Raw genomic sequence first — 16,257 nt, forward strand, 5'->3', positions numbered from 1 at the left:
TTCTTTTATCGTGCCGCCCACCCGCGCAACACGGGATGCAGCAGACAATTGCGGTCACCAAAATACGCCGGGACGAAACGGGACTCGCAGGCCAATCGCCACGCCCGCTCATCCAAAACACCGCATTTTTCGCGGTAAATTAGAAACAGCATCACCAGCCATGCGGGCAAAGCCCTGTTATTAGGGTGATTTCGCGAAAGACCCTTTTCGGGGTCTGGACTTTCTCCGGGATTTGTGGTGTAACGCCTTCGCACTTCATATGTGTATCGTGACCCGCGTCACGGTCAACAGATAGCCCACCGCTCGGCGCTCCGACGGTCGGGGTGTCTTGTCACGACAAGCCCTTTAACCACCTTGAGGAGGGTCTGATGTCCATTTGTGGCAAAGACAACCTGCAAACGCGCCGCACTTTGAAGGTCGGGGATGAATCCTTCGACTATTTCAGCCTTAAAGTTGCATCCGAAAAAATCGGCGACGTTTCTAAACTGCCTTTCACGCTGAAGGTCGTTCTGGAAAACCTTCTGCGTTACGAAGACGATTTCACCGTTAAGGCCGACGATGTCAAAGCTGTCGTCGAATGGCTGAAATCGCGTAAAAGCACGCACGAAATCAACTATCGTCCGGCACGTGTGCTGATGCAGGACTTCACCGGCGTTCCCGCCGTCGTGGACCTTGCTGCCATGCGTGATGCCGTGGTCAATATGGGCGGCGATGCCCAGAAGGTGAACCCCCTTTCACCGGTTGACCTGGTCATCGACCACTCGGTCATGATCGACTTCTTTGGTACCGACGACGCGCTCGACAAAAACATGGAAGTCGAGTTCGAACGTAACGGCGAACGTTACGAGTTCCTGCGTTGGGGCCAGAACGCATTCAACAATTTCCGCATCGTCCCCCCGGGAGCAGGCATCTGCCACCAGGTGAACGTTGAACATCTGGCGAAAGTTGTCTGGACCGGCAAAGACGGCGCAGGCAAAACCGTTGCCTATCCTGACACCCTGGTTGGTACCGATTCCCACACCACCATGGTCAACGGCCTTGCCGTTCTGGGTTGGGGTGTTGGTGGTCTCGAAGCCGAAGCCGCGATGCTCGGCCAGCCGATTTCGATGCTGATCCCGGAAGTTATCGGCTTCAAGCTGACCGGTGCGCTGAAAGAAGGCGTCACGGCAACCGACCTCGTTCTGCGCGTCGTTCAGATGCTGCGTGAAAAAGGCGTTGTGGGCAAATTCGTCGAATTCTATGGCGATGCCCTTGACCATATGAGCCTGCCGGACCGTGCGACCATCGGTAACATGGCACCGGAATATGGCGCGACCTGTGGCTTCTTCCCGATCGATGACGAAACCCTGAACTATATGCGCTCCACCGGCCGTTCCGACGAACAGGTCGCCCTGGTTGAAGCATATGCCAAGGAACAGGGCATGTGGCGTGAAAGCGGCTTTGAAGCCGAATACACCGACACCCTGGAACTCGACATCTCGACCGTCGAACCGGCACTTTCCGGTCCGAAACGCCCGCAGGACCGCGTTCCGCTCAAGGATGCGGTTTCAAGCTTCACCAAAACCTTTGCCGATATGGCACCGGGTGTTGACGCCGACCGTACGGTTGAAGTCAAAGGCGAAGATTTCGCGATGAAAGACGGTAACGTTGTTATCGCCGCCATCACGTCCTGCACCAACACCTCGAACCCGAGCGTCCTGATCGCTGCCGGCCTTCTGGCCAAAAAAGCAGCCGAAAAGGGCCTGTCGCGCAAACCGTGGGTCAAAACCTCGCTTGCACCGGGCTCGCTGGTTGTTGCCGACTATCTGGAAAAGGCCGGTCTGCAGACCTATCTTGACCAGCTTGGCTTTAACATTGCCGGCTTTGGCTGCACCACCTGTATCGGTAACTCCGGCCCGCTGGCTGGTCCGATTGCCGGTGCAATTGAAGACCAGGACATGCTCGTTACGGCCGTTCTGTCGGGTAACCGTAACTTTGAAGGCCGTATCAGCCCGCACGTGAAGGCAAACTACCTTGCCTCGCCGCCGCTGGTTGTTGCCTATGCCATCGCTGGTAACCTGAAGGTTGATCTGAACAATGACCCGCTGGGTCAGGATCAGAACGGCAATGATGTTTTCCTGAAAGACATCTGGCCGTCCAACAAGGAAATCGCTGACACCATCGCGGCCTCGATCTCGGCCAAGATGTACAAGGACCGTTACGACAATATCTTTGCCGGTCCGAAACCGTGGCAGGAAATCCAGATCACCGAAGGTGAAACCTACGAGTGGAACGGTAAATCCACCTATGTTCAGAACCCGCCCTATTTCGTCGATATGGCTGCTGAACCGGGTGAATTCTCCGATGTGCACGGCGCCCGTCCGCTTCTGATCCTCGGTGACTCTGTCACGACCGACCACATTTCTCCGGCCGGTTCGATCAAGGAAGAAAGCCCGGCTGGCGAATATCTGAAAGCCAATGGCGTTGCCGTTCGTGACTTCAACTCCTACGGTGCACGCCGTGGTAACCACGAAGTCATGATGCGCGGCACCTTTGCCAACATCCGTATCCGTAACGAAATGGCACCGGGCACCGAAGGTGGTGTTTCGGTTCATTACCCGTCTGGTGAACAGGGCTGGGTCTATGATGTTGCCATGCGTTACCAGGAAGAAGGCACCCCGCTGGTTGTTGTTGCCGGTCAGGAATACGGCACCGGCTCCTCGCGTGACTGGGCTGCCAAAGGCACCAATCTTCTGGGTGTGAAGGCCGTTATCGCCGAAAGCTTTGAACGTATTCACCGCACCAACCTGGTCTGCATGGGCGTCCTGCCGCTGCAGTTCAAGGCGGGTGAAGGTCGCAAGTCGCTCAAGCTCGACGGTACCGAAACCTTTGATATCACCGGCATCGCCGATGGCATCACCCCGCAGCAGGATGTCACCGTTCGCATCACCCGCAAGGATGGTTCGACCGAGGAAGCAACCGCCGTCTGCCGTATCGATACCGAAAACGAAGTTCTGTATTTCCAGAACGGCGGTATCCTGCAGTTCGTGCTGCGTAACATGATCAAAGAAGCCGCCTGATTTATTATCCTTAAAGGGTAATCAGACGTAATCGGAACACCCCGCCTATTCTTCTGGCGGGGTGTTTTTTTTTGATTTGGAATTGATCTATCTCCTAACCTCTGCTGGACTAATTGCGTAAGTGTTCAAAATTGCTCGTTCCTGTATCCCCACACAGGCGGCAGAACCGGTTGTCACTATTAACGATTGCGCCACAAGAAAAATGACCAGTTACGCCAAAATGCCGGCTCCGCTTGCCTCGGTGCGTGTCGGAACCCTGGCACAGGGAAAAGTCCTGACCTGCGGGCCGGATTTACCACTGGGCGATGCCATTACGCTGATGCACCGCCAGCGCAGAAGTTCCATTGTCGTAACCGAAGAAAACCGCCCGGTTGGCGTCTGGACGGAACATGACTGCCTGACCATCAGTGCCGAAGACCCCACCGCCTTTTTGCGCCCGATTTCAGACTGGATGTCATCGCCGGTCCGCACCATGTCGGCCCATGCCTCGGTCGAGGCAGCAACCTTTCGCATGCGCCGCGACAAACTGCGCCATCTGATCATTATTGACGATTCGGAATGCCTGGTCGGGATTGTCAGCCAAAGCGACCTGATCCGCGTCCCCAGCGCCATTCATCCGCTGCGCGAACGCGACGTCGCCTCTATCGTACGCCGCAATACCGTTACCGTGCCGGGCGAAACGCCAATCGGCCTGTTGCAGGCCGCCATGAAAGAAGGCGAATGCGACAGCGCCATTGTCTTCAAACCGGCCCCGGTTGCCCACACCGTACAGCCCGGTGGGCCTGCCACCACCTGCGAGACCACATCTGATAACGCATCTGAAATACCCGTCCCAAAACCGGCAGAAATTGAGGCCGTCACCGACGAATTTGGCATTGTCACCGAACGCGACATTGTCGGCTATCTGGTCCATCGCAGCGCATCGGGGTCAGCCTGGGAAATTGCCAGCCGTCCGGTTCGCCGGGTGCAGGACCGCACAAGCCTGCAGGATGCCCGCCAGATCATGATCGATCATCAGATCCGCCATCTTGTGGTGACGGACCTGCAAAATACCGTGCTGGGTATTTTATCCTTTAACGATCTTCTTGCCTCGATCGAGCAGGATTACCTGCAGCATATGCATGATGCGATGGAAGACCGTGATACGGCACTGGCCCGCGCGCAAAAATCGCTGCATCTCAGCCGCAAGATCATTGAAAGTTCGCCCGATGGCATCGTCATTGTCGATGACCAGGGCCGAATCGAGGATGTAAACCCCTCCTTCACCCGCGTTACCGGCTATAGCCGCAACGAAGCGATTGGCAAAAGCCCCAATCTTTTGCAATCGGGCCGCCATGACCGCGCTTTTTACGAAGATATGTGGCAAAGCATCACCCGTGCCGGGCGCTGGCAAGGCGAAATCTGGAACCGGCGCAAATCGGGCGAGATTTACCCCGAATGGCTGTCCATCATTGCCATTCGCGATGAAGATGGCCGGATATTGCAATATGCCGGTATTTTCTCCGACATTACCGATCGCAAACAGACGCGCGAAGACATGCGCCGCCTGTCGCATTTTGATGAACTGACCGGTTTTCCCAACCGTCGCCGGTTTCTGGATGTGTTGGGCCGGACACTTAATGAACGGCGTGGCAGCAAGGATAGTGTCGCCGTCCTGCTGATCGATATCGACAATTTTCAGCGCATCAACAACACGCTGGGCCATGCCATTGGCGATGATGTGCTGGTCGACTTTGCCGGCCGCCTGAACCGCGCCCTGCCCACCGATGCGACACTGGCCCGCATGGGCGCGGATGATTTTGCAATCATGCTGCCCCAGCAATATGAACATGACACACTGGAAACCGTTGCCCAGGATTTGATGGAGGTATTCAATCACCCCCATTTTTCGGCCAGTGGCGGCGAGCTTTTCATCACCGCCAGCATGGGTATCACCCTTTATCCCCGTGATGGCAGCGATACCACCATGCTGTTGCGCAATGCCGAAATTGCCATGCTGCGCGCCAAAAACCACGGCCGCAACCGGTTTAACCATTATAACCGGTCGATGAACACGGTCAGCAGCGATACCCTGGCCCTTGAAAGCGACCTGCGCCACGCCCTGGAACGGCGCGAACTTTACCTTGCCTACCAGCCGCAATTCATTGCCGCCAGTGGCCTGCTGTCAGGGTTTGAAGCCCTTATTCGCTGGCGCCATCCCAAGCATGGTGAATTAGGCCCCGATAAATTCATTCCGCTGGCCGAAGAAATCGGCATGATCGATGAAATCGGCCTGTGGGTATTGCGCACCGCCTGCACCCAAACCGTGAAATGGCGTCAGCAGGGGCTGCACAATATCACGATGGCGGTGAATGCATCGCTGCAGCAATTTAACAGCCCGATTGAATTTGGCGATCTGGTTGCATCCGCACTCAACGAAACCGGGTTGGCGGGCGACCGGCTGGAAATTGAAATCACCGAAAGCCTGTTCATGCAGGATATCGAAGATACCTGCCGCAAATTGCAGCGTATCAGCGATCTGGGTGTTAAAATCGCGCTTGATGATTTTGGCACCGGCTTTTCCAGCCTGAGTTACCTGCGCCATGTACCGTTTGATGTGCTGAAAATCGACAGAAGCTTTGTCAATGATATCGGCAAGGGTATTGGCGGCAGCGAACTGGTCCGCACCATCATCAATATGGCGCACAATCTGGGCAAAAGCTGTATCGCCGAGGGGGTTGAAAACCTGCTTCAGGAACAGTTCCTGCGTGAAAATGGCTGCGATTTTCTGCAGGGCTTTTTGCGTGGCCGCCCTGTCCCGGCAGAACAGATCGAAATCACCTTTGCTGACCTGTTTTCGCCGCCACACCGCGCAGGCGGATATAACCCGAATTAACCAGCTTAAGGCCCTTTGCCCGCATAACGGCTTGTGGCCGGGCATTGCACACATAAAAAGGGCGGAAACGGTTTCCCGTTTCCGCCCCCTGTCTATCCGACGGGATGCTGGTTTAACCAGCCTTAGCCAACCAGACCCTGGATCAGGATGAAGGCAATGGCAGCCGGTGCAATGAATTTCACCAGAATACCCCATGCATTGATCCAAACCGGAATCTGACCGTTATGCGCTGCGATATCAGCCTTGGCAGCGCCCCAGACAACCCAGCCCACAAACAGCGAAATAAACAGACCGCCGATCGGCAGCAGCAGTTTGGAGGACAGGAAGTCCATCAGATCAAAGAAGGTCATGCCAAAGAATTTGGTATCGGCCATGATCCCCATTGAAAGCGAGGACGGAATGCCCAGAACGAAAATGATGGCCCCCATGACAACCGATGCAACCTTACGGCTGATACCACGGTCATCAACGAAATAGGCAACCACAACTTCAAGGATCGACACCGACGAGGTCAGTGCGGCAATCGCCAGCAGCAGGAAGAACAGGAAGGCGAAAAATTCGCCAAACGGCATCTGCGCAAAAACGGCCGGCAGGGTGATAAAGGTGAGGCCAGGGCCAGCTGCCGGGTCAAAACCAAAGGCAAACACAGCAGGCAGAACCAGAAGACCGGCCAGAACCGCAACAGCGGTATCAAGCAGCGTCACCCAGCCAGCAGCACCGGCGATATTTTCTTTTTTCGACAGGTACGAACCATAGGTGATCATGGCCCCCATACCCAGCGAGAGCGAGAAAAACGCCTGCGACAGGGCATCGGAAACCGTGCTCCAGCTTACTTTCGAGAAATCCGGCTGCAGCAGGAAGGCAAGGCCTTCGCCCGCACCCGGCAACGTGACTGCGCGAATGATCAAAATCAGCAGCAGCACAAACAGGGCCGGCATCAGAATTTTCGATGCGCGTTCAATGCCACTGCCAATGCCCGAAAGCACAACAAACACCGTCAGCGCCATGAAAATGGCATGATAAACCAGCGGCGAAACATTGCCCGAAATGAAACCGCCAAATGCGGCACCCAGAACAGCAGGATCGCTGCTGGAAATGTCGCCGGTTACGGCCTTGACCATATAGGCAATGGTCCAGCCAGCAACGACACTGTAAAATGACAGGATCATAAAGGCCGCGGCAACGCCGCACAGGCCCACAAGCGGCCATGCACCGCCCTTAAGTTTTTTGAATGCGCCAATGGCATTTTTTTCGGCCATGCGACCAATAACCATTTCTGCCAGCATCACCGACAGACCAATGGTAAAGACCAGTGCCAGATAAATCAGCAGGAACGCGCCGCCCCCGTTGACCCCTGCCATATAGGGGAATTTCCAGATATTACCCAAACCGACAGCCGACCCCGCAGCCGCCAGAATAAAGCCGAGGCGTGACCCCCAATGCTCACGTTTCATCATTTCCTGCAAACCCTCTTGTCTCGCCGGTCTCTTTTTGTGTGCCATATGCAGGCCGATGGACCGGCTTTCTTTTGCGTTATCATAAAAACAGGGGCACCCGGGCCCCCGCCATTTGCCCCGCGGATAAAGCGGAGTTAATATCACCCTTTCGCAGAAATTTCCTCGGAATATTGCATCCATTTACGCAAGAAATGTGCGTTTTCATGACCTGTGGTTGCTTCAACCGCTTGTGATTGGCAGGTGAAGGGGCAATAGGCAATGATAGGGACATGAAAATAGAAAAATTCAAATCTCTGTGGGGTTCCGCACTGGCAGCATTGCTCGCGCTTGCTGTTCCCGGCCCGGCCCACGCTGCCGCAGGGCAAAATGCCAGCATCACCCCGCAGGCGGTTGTTGAACTGTTCACATCCGAAGGATGCAGTTCCTGCCCGCCCGCCGATGCGGTGCTGCGCGATATTTCCGATGAAACCGACAACCTGCTTTTGCTGTCCTTCCATGTCGATTACTGGAACTATCTGGGCTGGAAAGACCGCTTTTCAGAACCGGCCTATACCGACCGCCAGCGCAAATATGCAACCTTTCAGCATGAAAGCTATGTCTATACCCCGCAGATCATGATCAACGGGGCAGGATCGGTGCGCGCCACCCACAAGGACGCGATACTTGAAGCGGCCCTTAAAAAGCCGTCGCCGCTGGCATCGTGGGTAACAATCAAAACCGACAGCACGGCAGGGCAAAAACCCGGTGGCATCATCAAGCTCGAAGCTGCCAAGGGCGATATCCCGCAAAAGCCGCTTAAAATCTGGCTGGTCGGGTTTGACCGCAAGGCCAGCACCGATGTTGAAGCAGGCGAAAATGCCGGGCGTAACCTCAAGCATGTCAATATCGTGCGCGAGCTGGACGACCTTGGCACCTGGGATGGCAAAGCCCGCGAAATTCCCGTACGCCTGGAATATGAATGCAATGGCGGCATTGCCGTTTTGTTGCAGGAAGAAAATGGCGGACCGATCCGCAGTGCCAGCATGGCACGCTTCTAATACAGCCAGCATGGCCCGGTTGTAACCCAGCCTGCACGCTACCCTGGCCCAACGCCCCATTTTGCCGGGTCCGGTCAAGCCATATTCAGCACATTTCAAACGGGATGCGCGGTAAATCCAACAACCGCGCATCCCGGTTTTGCAAGCACCGCTGCGACACGTTTTTATTAAAATAATGTGCAAAAACGCGCCTGCTTCACCATGAGATTGACCTGAAACAAAGTCACCCGGTCAAATGTCGGATAAAGCATGATTCCAATGACACTTCACGTTATAGAAGTGCATGACATGTGAATGGTTTGTGTGGCCTGGATGATTGTTTTTACCGGTTCTGATCTGACCTGCCGCCGTGGTGAAAGGCTTGTTTTCGCCGATCTGGCGTTCGACGCATCCCGGGGCGATGCCCTGATGCTGCGCGGGCGTAACGGTGCGGGAAAGTCCAGCCTGTTGCGCCTGATGGCCGGGCTGTCCGAACCGCTGGCTGGCACCATTTGCTGGGAAAATGACAATATCCGCCAGGACATGCCCGCCCACCGCGCCCGGATGCAGTATCTGGGCCATCAGGATGCGGTTAAACCTGTTCTCACGGTGCGCGATAATCTCCGTCTATGGGCCAGCCTGCGCGAAGTGGACAATATCGACGCTGTCATTGATCAGGCCCTTGATGCATTGGGAATCCTGCACCTTGCCAATAGCAGCGGCCGGTTTCTTTCAAGCGGGCAAAAACGCCGCACCGCCCTTGCCCGTATCCTGATTGGCGAAAGCGATTTATGGCTGCTTGATGAACCGACCGTCGGGCTGGATCGCGAATCCTGCGCTGATCTTGCCCGTCTGATTGACGATTTCCGCGCGAATGGCGGCATTGTGGTTTATTCCACCCATGTCGATCTTGATATCGCATCGCCGCGCATCCTCAATCTCGATGAATTTGCCATTCCGATGTTTGACTGGCTGGCGAGCGATTCTGATGAAAATGACGAATTTGCCGAAAATGACCCTGACCAGGCGCACGATAACGGTGCAAAGGACGGCACACACGAAAATGTGAAGCCGGGACCAGCACGCAGCGCAAAGGCACACAGCCCCTCCACCGATTTCGAGGGGATCGCATGAAAATACTGCTCGCCATCCTTACGCGTGATCTTCGCCTTGCGCTTCGTCAAGGCGCTGATTCAATCATGGTGGTAGCGTTCTTCATCGTTACGACCACACTGTTTCCCTTTGGTGTCGGGCCGGAAGCCAATATTCTGGCGCGCATCGCATCGGGGGTGATCTGGGTTTCGGCCCTGCTGGCTGCCATGTTGTCGCTGGAACGCGTTTTCCAGACCGATTTTGAAGACGGCACGCTTGAACTGCTGGCCCTGTCGCCCGTTCCGCTGGAACTGGTGGTGCTGGGCAAGGTTCTGGCGCACTGGCTGACAACGGGCCTGCCGTTAATTATTGCCGCCCCCCTGATGGCGGTGATGCTGAATATGAACAGTGCCGGTTTTGGCACATTGATGCTGGCAATGCTGGTGGGCACCCCTGCCCTTAGCCTGATTGGCGCAATTGGCGCGGCCCTTATTCTGGGTGCGCGCCGGGGTGGGGTTCTGGTTTCGCTGCTGGTCTTGCCGCTTTACATTCCGGTTCTTATTTTTGGCGCCGGGGCGGTTGAGGCTGCACTTCTGGGGCTGCCCGCCGGGGAACATTTGCAAATTATGGGGGCCATCCTGCTGCTGACATTGGCACTGGCCCCACTGGCCGCGGCAAAGGCGCTGCGGCTGGCTGTTGAATAAAAAGAATGCCGCCTGCGGGGCTATTGCCCGTGTGGCATAACACAGACCGAGAGAAAGACCGTCAAACCGGCATGAAAACCGTTTTCACGCCGTGATGCGAATGGACAAGGAAAAATGCATCGTTTCGCCAAACCAAGTGTATTCCTGAAACTGGCCAGTGCCATCATGCCCTGGGCCATCGGCATCACGGTGTTGACGCTTGCTGTCGGGCTGTATCTGGCGCTGGTGGTATCCCCGGCTGATTACCAGCAGGGTGATACGGTGCGCATCATGTATATTCATGTGCCATCTGCCTGGATGGGGCTGTTCTGCTATGTCGGCATGGCGGTTTGTGGCGCCATGAGCCTGATCTGGAAACACCCGCTGGCTGATATTGCTGCCCGTGCCACCGCCCCGGTTGGCGCAACCTTTACCGCCCTTTGCCTGATTACCGGCTCGCTTTGGGGCGAACCGATGTGGGGCACATGGTGGGTATGGGATGCCCGCCTGACATCCATGCTGATCCTGCTGTTTCTGTATCTGGGCTATATGGCGCTGGTAAATGCCTTTGATGATCCCGAACGCGGCTCAAAGGCGGGTTCGGCCCTGGCGCTGGTCGGTGTAATCAATGTCCCGATCGTCAAGTTTTCCGTTGATTGGTGGAACACCCTGCACCAGCCGGCATCGGTTGCGCGCATGGGCGGACCCAGCATTGACCCCAGCATGCTCTGGCCGCTGTTTTTGATCGCGGTCGGGTTTACCGGCTATTACGTCGTTGTGCTGATCCTGCGTGTCCGCCTGGAACTGAACGAACGCCGCATTCGCGCGCTGCAGCTTGGCGGTATTGGCAATGAAAGTGCCGATACCCTGCACCCCGCCTATAACGCCGAACAGGTCGGAGCCGGAAAATGAGCAGTTTTTTCGAAATGGGAGGTTATGCCGGTTATGTCTGGTCAAGCTATGGCCTTACCACCATCGCCCTGATTGTTCTTCTGATGGTCAGCATGCGCGGGTTGAAAAAAAGTCGCCGCGACCTTGCCCATCTTGAAGCCCTGTTAAAATCACGCAGACCCCGGCGCAAAAAAGCGCAGCCGGGCGCGAAATCCTGATCGGAGGGTACACGCTTGTCCCTGTCACGTGCAAAATCACGCAAACGCCAGCGCATGTATCTGGCCGGTCTGGCCCTGCTGGCTGCCGCCGGTGCTGCGGCCCTGGGCCTGACGGCCTTTCGTGATTCGGTTGTTTTCTTTTTCAGCCCCACCGAACTGGCCGAACAATCCCCCATGGACCCGGATCGCCGCCTGCGTATTGGTGGCCTGGTCGAGGAAGGATCGCTGCAAAAACTTGAAGACGGCAAAACCGTTACCTTTACCGTCACCGACATGCAGCATGATGTGCAGGTCGCCTATACCGGCATCCTGCCCGACCTGTTTCGCGAAGGCCAGGGTGTCGTCGCCGAAGGCCACATGAACCCGCAAGGCCAGTTTGTTGCCCAGGAAGTTCTCGCCAAGCATGACGAAAATTACATGCCCCGCGAAGTGGCCGATGCCCTGAAAAAAAGTGGCCACTGGGAAGAGATCGAAGAGCAAAATGCCAAAAATATGCGTAATTAAGCCATATTTTTGAACCATCAGAAATATCGGGGATGTTTCTTGTTGGGGCGGTTTCATTTTTGACGCGTTTTCAGATAGCATCACCGACCATCGCCAGATGGCAGGGGGAACCCTGTTTTTCTTATGACAGGATGAAGCAACAGACGGCATGATCGCAGAAACCGGACATTTCGCGCTTATTCTTCTTATGATGCTGGGCTGTTGCCAGGCTATCCTGTTTTCCCCGCTTGGCGTGCTGTTTCGTCGTGGTTCGGTTCAACTTGGCACCACATCTCGCCTTCAAACCGCCGGTGGCCCTGCGCTGGGGCATGGTAATGGCGAAAAACCCGGCTTGTGGCGGGCCTTCACCCAGTCGCTGATCGATCCGGCATCTTTGCGCCTGTCGCGTTCGGCAACGGCAACAGCGAGCTATCCTGCCCTCAATACCGCACCGGTCTGGCCGCTGCCGCTTCTGATCTGCCTTCTCGCAATCGGGGCACAGGGCAGCCTGATTTACAGCTTTATTGTCAGCGATTTCACCCTGCCGCTGGTTGCGCATTACAGCCATTCATCCACACCGGTTCTTTATCGTATTGCCGCTGCCATCAGCCCGGATCGCGGCGCAACCCTGCTTTGGATCACGCTAACATCAATCGCCACCATCCTGTTTCTGGTGCAGAACGCGATTTTCAAAAAGGCCGAAAATCCGCAAACCGTGATTTCGATGATGGGGCTGATCATTGCCCTGCTGGCAGCCAGCGTCCTGATTGATGGCGACCCGTTTGCGCGCATCATTGACCCACCACTGGATGGCCAGGGCTTTGACCCGCAATCCCAGGATATCCTTGATATTTTCTATTCGCCGGTCCTGCATGCCGGGTTGGCGGGGCTGTCGGTTATTTTTGCCGCCACCATCGCCGCCCTGCCGCGTGCGGCCCTGCACCGGTCCTGGGCGGAAATGCTGCGCCCCTGGGCGATCCTGTCCTGGACGCTGCTGGGTGCCGCAATGATGATCAGCGCCTATCGCGCCTATGCCGAACAAAGCTGGGGCAACTGGTGGTACTGGGATGCATCGGAAAATGCCGTGCTGCTGCCCTGGCTTCTGGCAACCGCCTTTTTGCACTGCCTTGCCGTTCTGGAAAAAACCGAAGCCCTGAAACCCTGGACCGCCCTTTTGGCTCTTTCGGCTTTTGGCGCTGGCTGGTTTGGCACCTTCCTTGCCCGGTCCGACCTGTTGGGTCCGCTGCCCGCTGCCCTGCGTGCCAGTGGCGATAATGCGGTTCTTCTAATCGGGTTCTGCGTGCTGTTTGCCGGGGCCTATTACCTGTTTTCGCGGGTTGCGGGGCATTTGCGCGAAAATGCCGATTTCACACTGGTTTCGCGCGAAAGTGCGATGTTCATCAACAGCGTGCTGCTTGCCGTTGCCGCTGCCATTGTTATGGTGGGCACGGTTTACCCGCTGTTTTTGCGCTGGCTGGGCGGCACCATCATCACCGTTGGCCCACCGTTTTTCGTTCAGGCGCTGATGCCTGTTACCCTTGCCATGCTGCTATTGATGGGGCTATCACCCACACTGCGCTGGCGGGTGGATGGCGCGGCATCGGTTGGCCGACGCATGAAACTGGCGCTGATCCTGTCTATCATCGTCACCCTGTTTGTCTGGATGCGCCATATCGATGCACCACCCCTGCCGCTTCTCGGTATCGGGCTGGCCGCCTGGGTGGTGACCGCAGCCCTTGGCGATTTGTGGGAAAAATTGTGGCGCCACCGCGATCACGGCGAAAGCAAATATCGCAATATCCAGTTGCTGGGTCCGCGTTATCTGGGCATGTCGCTGGCCCATATCGGCATGGCATTGCTCATTGCCGGGGGGGCGGCCAGCAGCCTGTGGGAAGAACAATCCGTGCTGTCGGCCCGCACAGGGCAAAGCATCGAAATTGGCCCGTATAATTTGCAATATGAAGGCGTATCCCTGCTGCCGGGCGAAAATTTTGCCACCCGCAAAGCCAAATTCATTGTTTACCGCAATGCGCAGCCGGTGACCGAACTTTATCCTGAAGTCCGCTACTATCCGATCCGCGGCGTTGAAACCAAGGAATCCGCCATCTGGCATGGCCGTGATGGCGACCTGCATGTTTCAATCGGCGACCGTGCGGAAGATAGTGGCCGTATTGTTGATGTCCGTTTTCTGCCCATGATGCCGTGGGTCTGGGCGGGCATGCTGCTTATCCTGCTTGGCGGGGTTATCAATGTGCTGACGCGCATGATCCTGCTTTTCAAGAAGAACGGAGTTTCCGCCCCATGAGGTTCTGGATCGCTGTGATACCGCTGGTGCTGTTTGCTGCACTGGCTGGCATCTTTCTGACCAATATCGGCAAGGACCAGTCCGTCATCCCCTCGGCCCTGATCGGCAAGCCTGCCCCCGAATTTTCGCTGCCGCCCCTTCCCGGACGCGACCGGGGCATTTCGCGCGCCGATCTGACCCAGGGTCATGTTTCTGTCGTTAATGTGTTTGCTTCCTGGTGCGTGCCCTGCCGCGCTGAACATCCGCTGATCAAACGCCTTGCCGCCGAAGCCGGTGTTCCGGTTTATGGCCTGAACTACAAGGAAAAAGACCCGCAGGATGGCGTGAACTGGCTTGATGAACTGGGCGATCCCTATACCGCTGTCGGCATGGATATTTCCGGTCGCACCGCAATTGATTTCGGGGTTTACGGCGTTCCAGAAACCTTCATCATCGATGGCGAAGGCAAAATTGCCTACAAACAGGTCGGCCCCATCGATGCAGAAACACTTGAAAATGTCCTGCTGCCGAAAATCAGGGAGTTGAAAAAAGGATGATGCGCCACCTTCGCATAAACGGGCCACTTCTGCTGGCGATGCTGGTCCTGGTCATGACCCTGTCCTTTTATGCCCGCCCAGCATTTGCCGTGAACCCGGATGAAATGCTGTCTGATCCGGTGCTTGAATCGCGCGCCCGCGTCATCAGCGAGGAATTGCGCTGCCTGGTTTGTCAAAACCAGTCGATTGATGATTCCGATGCCGACCTTGCCCATGATCTGCGCGTTCTGGTGCGTGAACGCCTGCTGGCAGGTGACACCAACGATCAGGTGATTGATTATATTGTCGCGCGCTATGGCGATTATGTTCTGCTGAACCCGCCGTTTAAGCCCGACACCTATATTCTGTGGGCCAGCCCGTTTATCCTGCTTATTCTTGCGACGCTGGCTGTCATCGGGTTTTATCGTCGCAAAAAGCGCGACGGTCGCAATACACCGGCCAACCTGACCGATCAGGAACGCAAACGCCTTGATGAAATTCTAAGTCCTTCGGGGGATTAAGCCACCAATGACCGGCATGAAAGACAGCATCGCTAGCACCCTTTCTTCCACGGGCAGATCATGATCTGGCTGGGAATTGCGGGACTTTCCGTACTGTCATTCGTTACCGTGTTTTTCACGGCCTTTTGGCGTGGCAAAAATGCTGCCGCGCCAAATGCCGCATCCCCGACTGTTTCTGGTACATCCTTGCCAGCAACGGCAGGGGATACGCCTGCCAAACCCAAATATCAGATCGGCGATGTCGTTGATGATGACGATGACGACGATGATGATTTTGACGACGACCTTGATTACATCGCCTACCGTCCGGCACCGCAAACTGCTGGCACCGCTGCCGTCCCGGTTGCAAATCCGTCTGCCAGTCTGACGGTTCCTGCGGAAAACACCGCTGCAGCTGACAACAGCGCAGCCCTGAACGCCAATACAGGCCCTAAGCCCGCCATTTGGGCAGCCCTTCTGGCGATTGTTCCGGTCATTGCCGCCTTTGGCATTTATATGTGGCAGGGCCACCCGGACATGCCCGCCCGCCCCTATGCCGACCGGGCCAGCGAACGCAACATTGCCGCCGCCGCAGCCGCCGCCGTTGATTCCGACGACCCCGATGCCCAAACCGACAAACAGATCCGCCGTTTGCTGGGCCAGATTGTGATTTCGCTGGAATCCAACCCGCGCAACCTGCAGGGCTGGCTGGTACTGGCGCGCGGGTCCTTGCGCCTTGGTGATATTGACCGCGCTGTTGCCGCCTATCGCCGGGCCTATGCCCTTTCGGGGCAAAACCCGCTTCTGGCCATTGAATATGCCGATACCCGCATCACCGCCCAGGGCGGCCAGATTGACGAGGTTTCACGCAACCTGGTCCTGCATGCTTTGGGACAAATGCCCAACCATCGCCTTAGCCGTTATTATTACGGCGTAATGCTGGAACAGCAGGGGCATTTGATGCAATCGCTGCATGTCCTGCGTGATCTGGTGCGCGACCTGCCATCGGACGCCCCGCTGCATGCGTCAACCGCGGCTGAAATCGCATCGCTGGAAGCGCAAATAGAAGCCAGCGAAAACAGCAAAAACAGTACTTCTAACCGCGATAACTAATCGCGCGTAAACCTGATGGCGCTGCCCGGTCGCATTCGCGAGCAGCAAAG

The 16,257-nt window shown here is 56.3% G+C and carries 13 protein-coding genes; 12 read left to right on the forward strand and 1 reads right to left on the reverse strand.

The window, feature by feature from the left end:
- Positions 1 to 368 precede the first annotated feature (368 nt).
- Both acnA and CSC3H3_RS16315 read left to right on the forward strand, forming a co-directional pair.
- A complete protein-coding gene (gene acnA, locus CSC3H3_RS16310) occupies positions 369 to 3,059 on the forward strand; it encodes an aconitate hydratase AcnA (RefSeq protein WP_101285521.1) in 2,691 nt (896 codons plus the stop codon).
- 202 nt (positions 3,060 to 3,261) lie between these two features.
- A complete protein-coding gene (locus CSC3H3_RS16315) occupies positions 3,262 to 5,934 on the forward strand; it encodes an EAL domain-containing protein (RefSeq protein WP_101285522.1) in 2,673 nt (890 codons plus the stop codon).
- 122 nt (positions 5,935 to 6,056) lie between these two features.
- On the opposite strand, the gene CSC3H3_RS16320 is transcribed toward CSC3H3_RS16315, so the two are convergent.
- A complete protein-coding gene (locus tag CSC3H3_RS16320) occupies positions 6,057 to 7,391 on the reverse strand; it encodes a sodium-dependent transporter (RefSeq protein WP_101285523.1) in 1,335 nt (444 codons plus the stop codon).
- Between the two features lie 269 nt (positions 7,392 to 7,660).
- Here CSC3H3_RS16320 and CSC3H3_RS16325 point away from each other — a divergent pair, with 269 nt between their 5' ends.
- The 10 genes from CSC3H3_RS16325 (at position 7,661) to CSC3H3_RS16370 (ending at position 16,207) form a co-directional block, all read left to right on the forward strand.
- Positions 7,661 to 8,428, forward strand: coding sequence for a DUF1223 domain-containing protein (locus CSC3H3_RS16325; protein WP_101266351.1), 768 nt, complete (start codon positions 7,661 to 7,663; stop codon positions 8,426 to 8,428).
- A gap of 312 nt (positions 8,429 to 8,740) precedes the next feature.
- Positions 8,741 to 9,541, forward strand: coding sequence for a heme ABC exporter ATP-binding protein CcmA (gene ccmA / locus CSC3H3_RS16330; protein WP_101286276.1), 801 nt, complete (start codon positions 8,741 to 8,743; stop codon positions 9,539 to 9,541).
- Positions 9,538 to 10,203 carry a heme exporter protein CcmB gene (gene ccmB, locus CSC3H3_RS16335; RefSeq protein ID WP_101266353.1) on the forward strand — a complete coding sequence of 222 codons (666 nt, stop codon included), beginning with the start codon at positions 9,538 to 9,540 and terminating at the stop codon, positions 10,201 to 10,203. Before ccmA ends, ccmB begins: the two co-directional genes overlap by 4 nt.
- Positions 10,204 to 10,317: 114 nt before the next feature.
- The gene (locus CSC3H3_RS16340; protein WP_101285524.1) at positions 10,318 to 11,094 is read left to right on the forward strand and encodes a heme ABC transporter permease; all 777 of its coding nucleotides are present in this window, start codon (positions 10,318 to 10,320) and stop codon (positions 11,092 to 11,094) included.
- Complete coding sequence (gene ccmD, locus CSC3H3_RS16345) at positions 11,091 to 11,291, forward strand: heme exporter protein CcmD (protein ID WP_101266357.1); 201 nt, start codon at positions 11,091 to 11,093, stop codon at positions 11,289 to 11,291. The genes CSC3H3_RS16340 and ccmD overlap by 4 nt, the downstream gene beginning before the upstream one ends.
- Before the next feature lie 15 nt (positions 11,292 to 11,306).
- Positions 11,307 to 11,795 (forward strand): cytochrome c maturation protein CcmE, encoded by a 489-nt coding sequence (gene ccmE / locus CSC3H3_RS16350; RefSeq protein ID WP_101285525.1) that lies wholly within the window; start codon positions 11,307 to 11,309, stop codon positions 11,793 to 11,795.
- Between the two features lie 148 nt (positions 11,796 to 11,943).
- Complete coding sequence (locus CSC3H3_RS16355) at positions 11,944 to 14,079, forward strand: heme lyase CcmF/NrfE family subunit (RefSeq protein WP_101285526.1); 2,136 nt, start codon at positions 11,944 to 11,946, stop codon at positions 14,077 to 14,079.
- Positions 14,076 to 14,615, forward strand: a complete 540-nt coding sequence (locus tag CSC3H3_RS16360) for a DsbE family thiol:disulfide interchange protein (protein WP_101266363.1) — start codon at positions 14,076 to 14,078, stop codon at positions 14,613 to 14,615. The genes CSC3H3_RS16355 and CSC3H3_RS16360 overlap by 4 nt, the downstream gene beginning before the upstream one ends.
- Positions 14,612 to 15,115, forward strand: a complete 504-nt coding sequence (locus tag CSC3H3_RS16365) for a cytochrome c-type biogenesis protein (protein WP_425444965.1) — start codon at positions 14,612 to 14,614, stop codon at positions 15,113 to 15,115. The genes CSC3H3_RS16360 and CSC3H3_RS16365 overlap by 4 nt, the downstream gene beginning before the upstream one ends.
- A 60-nt stretch (positions 15,116 to 15,175) precedes the next feature.
- A complete protein-coding gene (locus tag CSC3H3_RS16370) occupies positions 15,176 to 16,207 on the forward strand; it encodes a tetratricopeptide repeat protein (protein ID WP_101285528.1) in 1,032 nt (343 codons plus the stop codon).
- The last annotated feature ends 50 nt before the right edge of the window (positions 16,208 to 16,257 follow it).

This window comes from Thalassospira marina (genome assembly GCF_002844375.1).
Taxonomy (GTDB): domain Bacteria; phylum Pseudomonadota; class Alphaproteobacteria; order Rhodospirillales; family Thalassospiraceae; genus Thalassospira; species Thalassospira marina.

Bases quoted from the DNA above. Each gene is read 5' to 3' on its own strand.
- acnA (WP_101285521.1), top strand. From the start codon at position 369: ATGTCCATTTGTGGCAAAGACAACCTGCAAACGCGCCGCACTTTGAAG.
- CSC3H3_RS16315 (WP_101285522.1), top strand. From the start codon at position 3,262: ATGACCAGTTACGCCAAAATGCCGGCTCCGCTTGCCTCGGTGCGTGTC.
- CSC3H3_RS16320 (WP_101285523.1), bottom strand. From the start codon at position 7,391: ATGATGAAACGTGAGCATTGGGGGTCACGCCTCGGCTTTATTCTGGCG.
- CSC3H3_RS16325 (WP_101266351.1), top strand. From the start codon at position 7,661: ATGAAAATAGAAAAATTCAAATCTCTGTGGGGTTCCGCACTGGCAGCA.
- ccmA (WP_101286276.1), top strand. From the start codon at position 8,741: ATGATTGTTTTTACCGGTTCTGATCTGACCTGCCGCCGTGGTGAAAGG.
- ccmB (WP_101266353.1), top strand. From the start codon at position 9,538: ATGAAAATACTGCTCGCCATCCTTACGCGTGATCTTCGCCTTGCGCTT.
- CSC3H3_RS16340 (WP_101285524.1), top strand. From the start codon at position 10,318: ATGCATCGTTTCGCCAAACCAAGTGTATTCCTGAAACTGGCCAGTGCC.
- ccmD (WP_101266357.1), top strand. From the start codon at position 11,091: ATGAGCAGTTTTTTCGAAATGGGAGGTTATGCCGGTTATGTCTGGTCA.
- CSC3H3_RS16355 (WP_101285526.1), top strand. From the start codon at position 11,944: ATGATCGCAGAAACCGGACATTTCGCGCTTATTCTTCTTATGATGCTG.
- CSC3H3_RS16360 (WP_101266363.1), top strand. From the start codon at position 14,076: ATGAGGTTCTGGATCGCTGTGATACCGCTGGTGCTGTTTGCTGCACTG.
- CSC3H3_RS16365 (WP_425444965.1), top strand. From the start codon at position 14,612: ATGATGCGCCACCTTCGCATAAACGGGCCACTTCTGCTGGCGATGCTG.
- CSC3H3_RS16370 (WP_101285528.1), top strand. From the start codon at position 15,176: ATGATCTGGCTGGGAATTGCGGGACTTTCCGTACTGTCATTCGTTACC.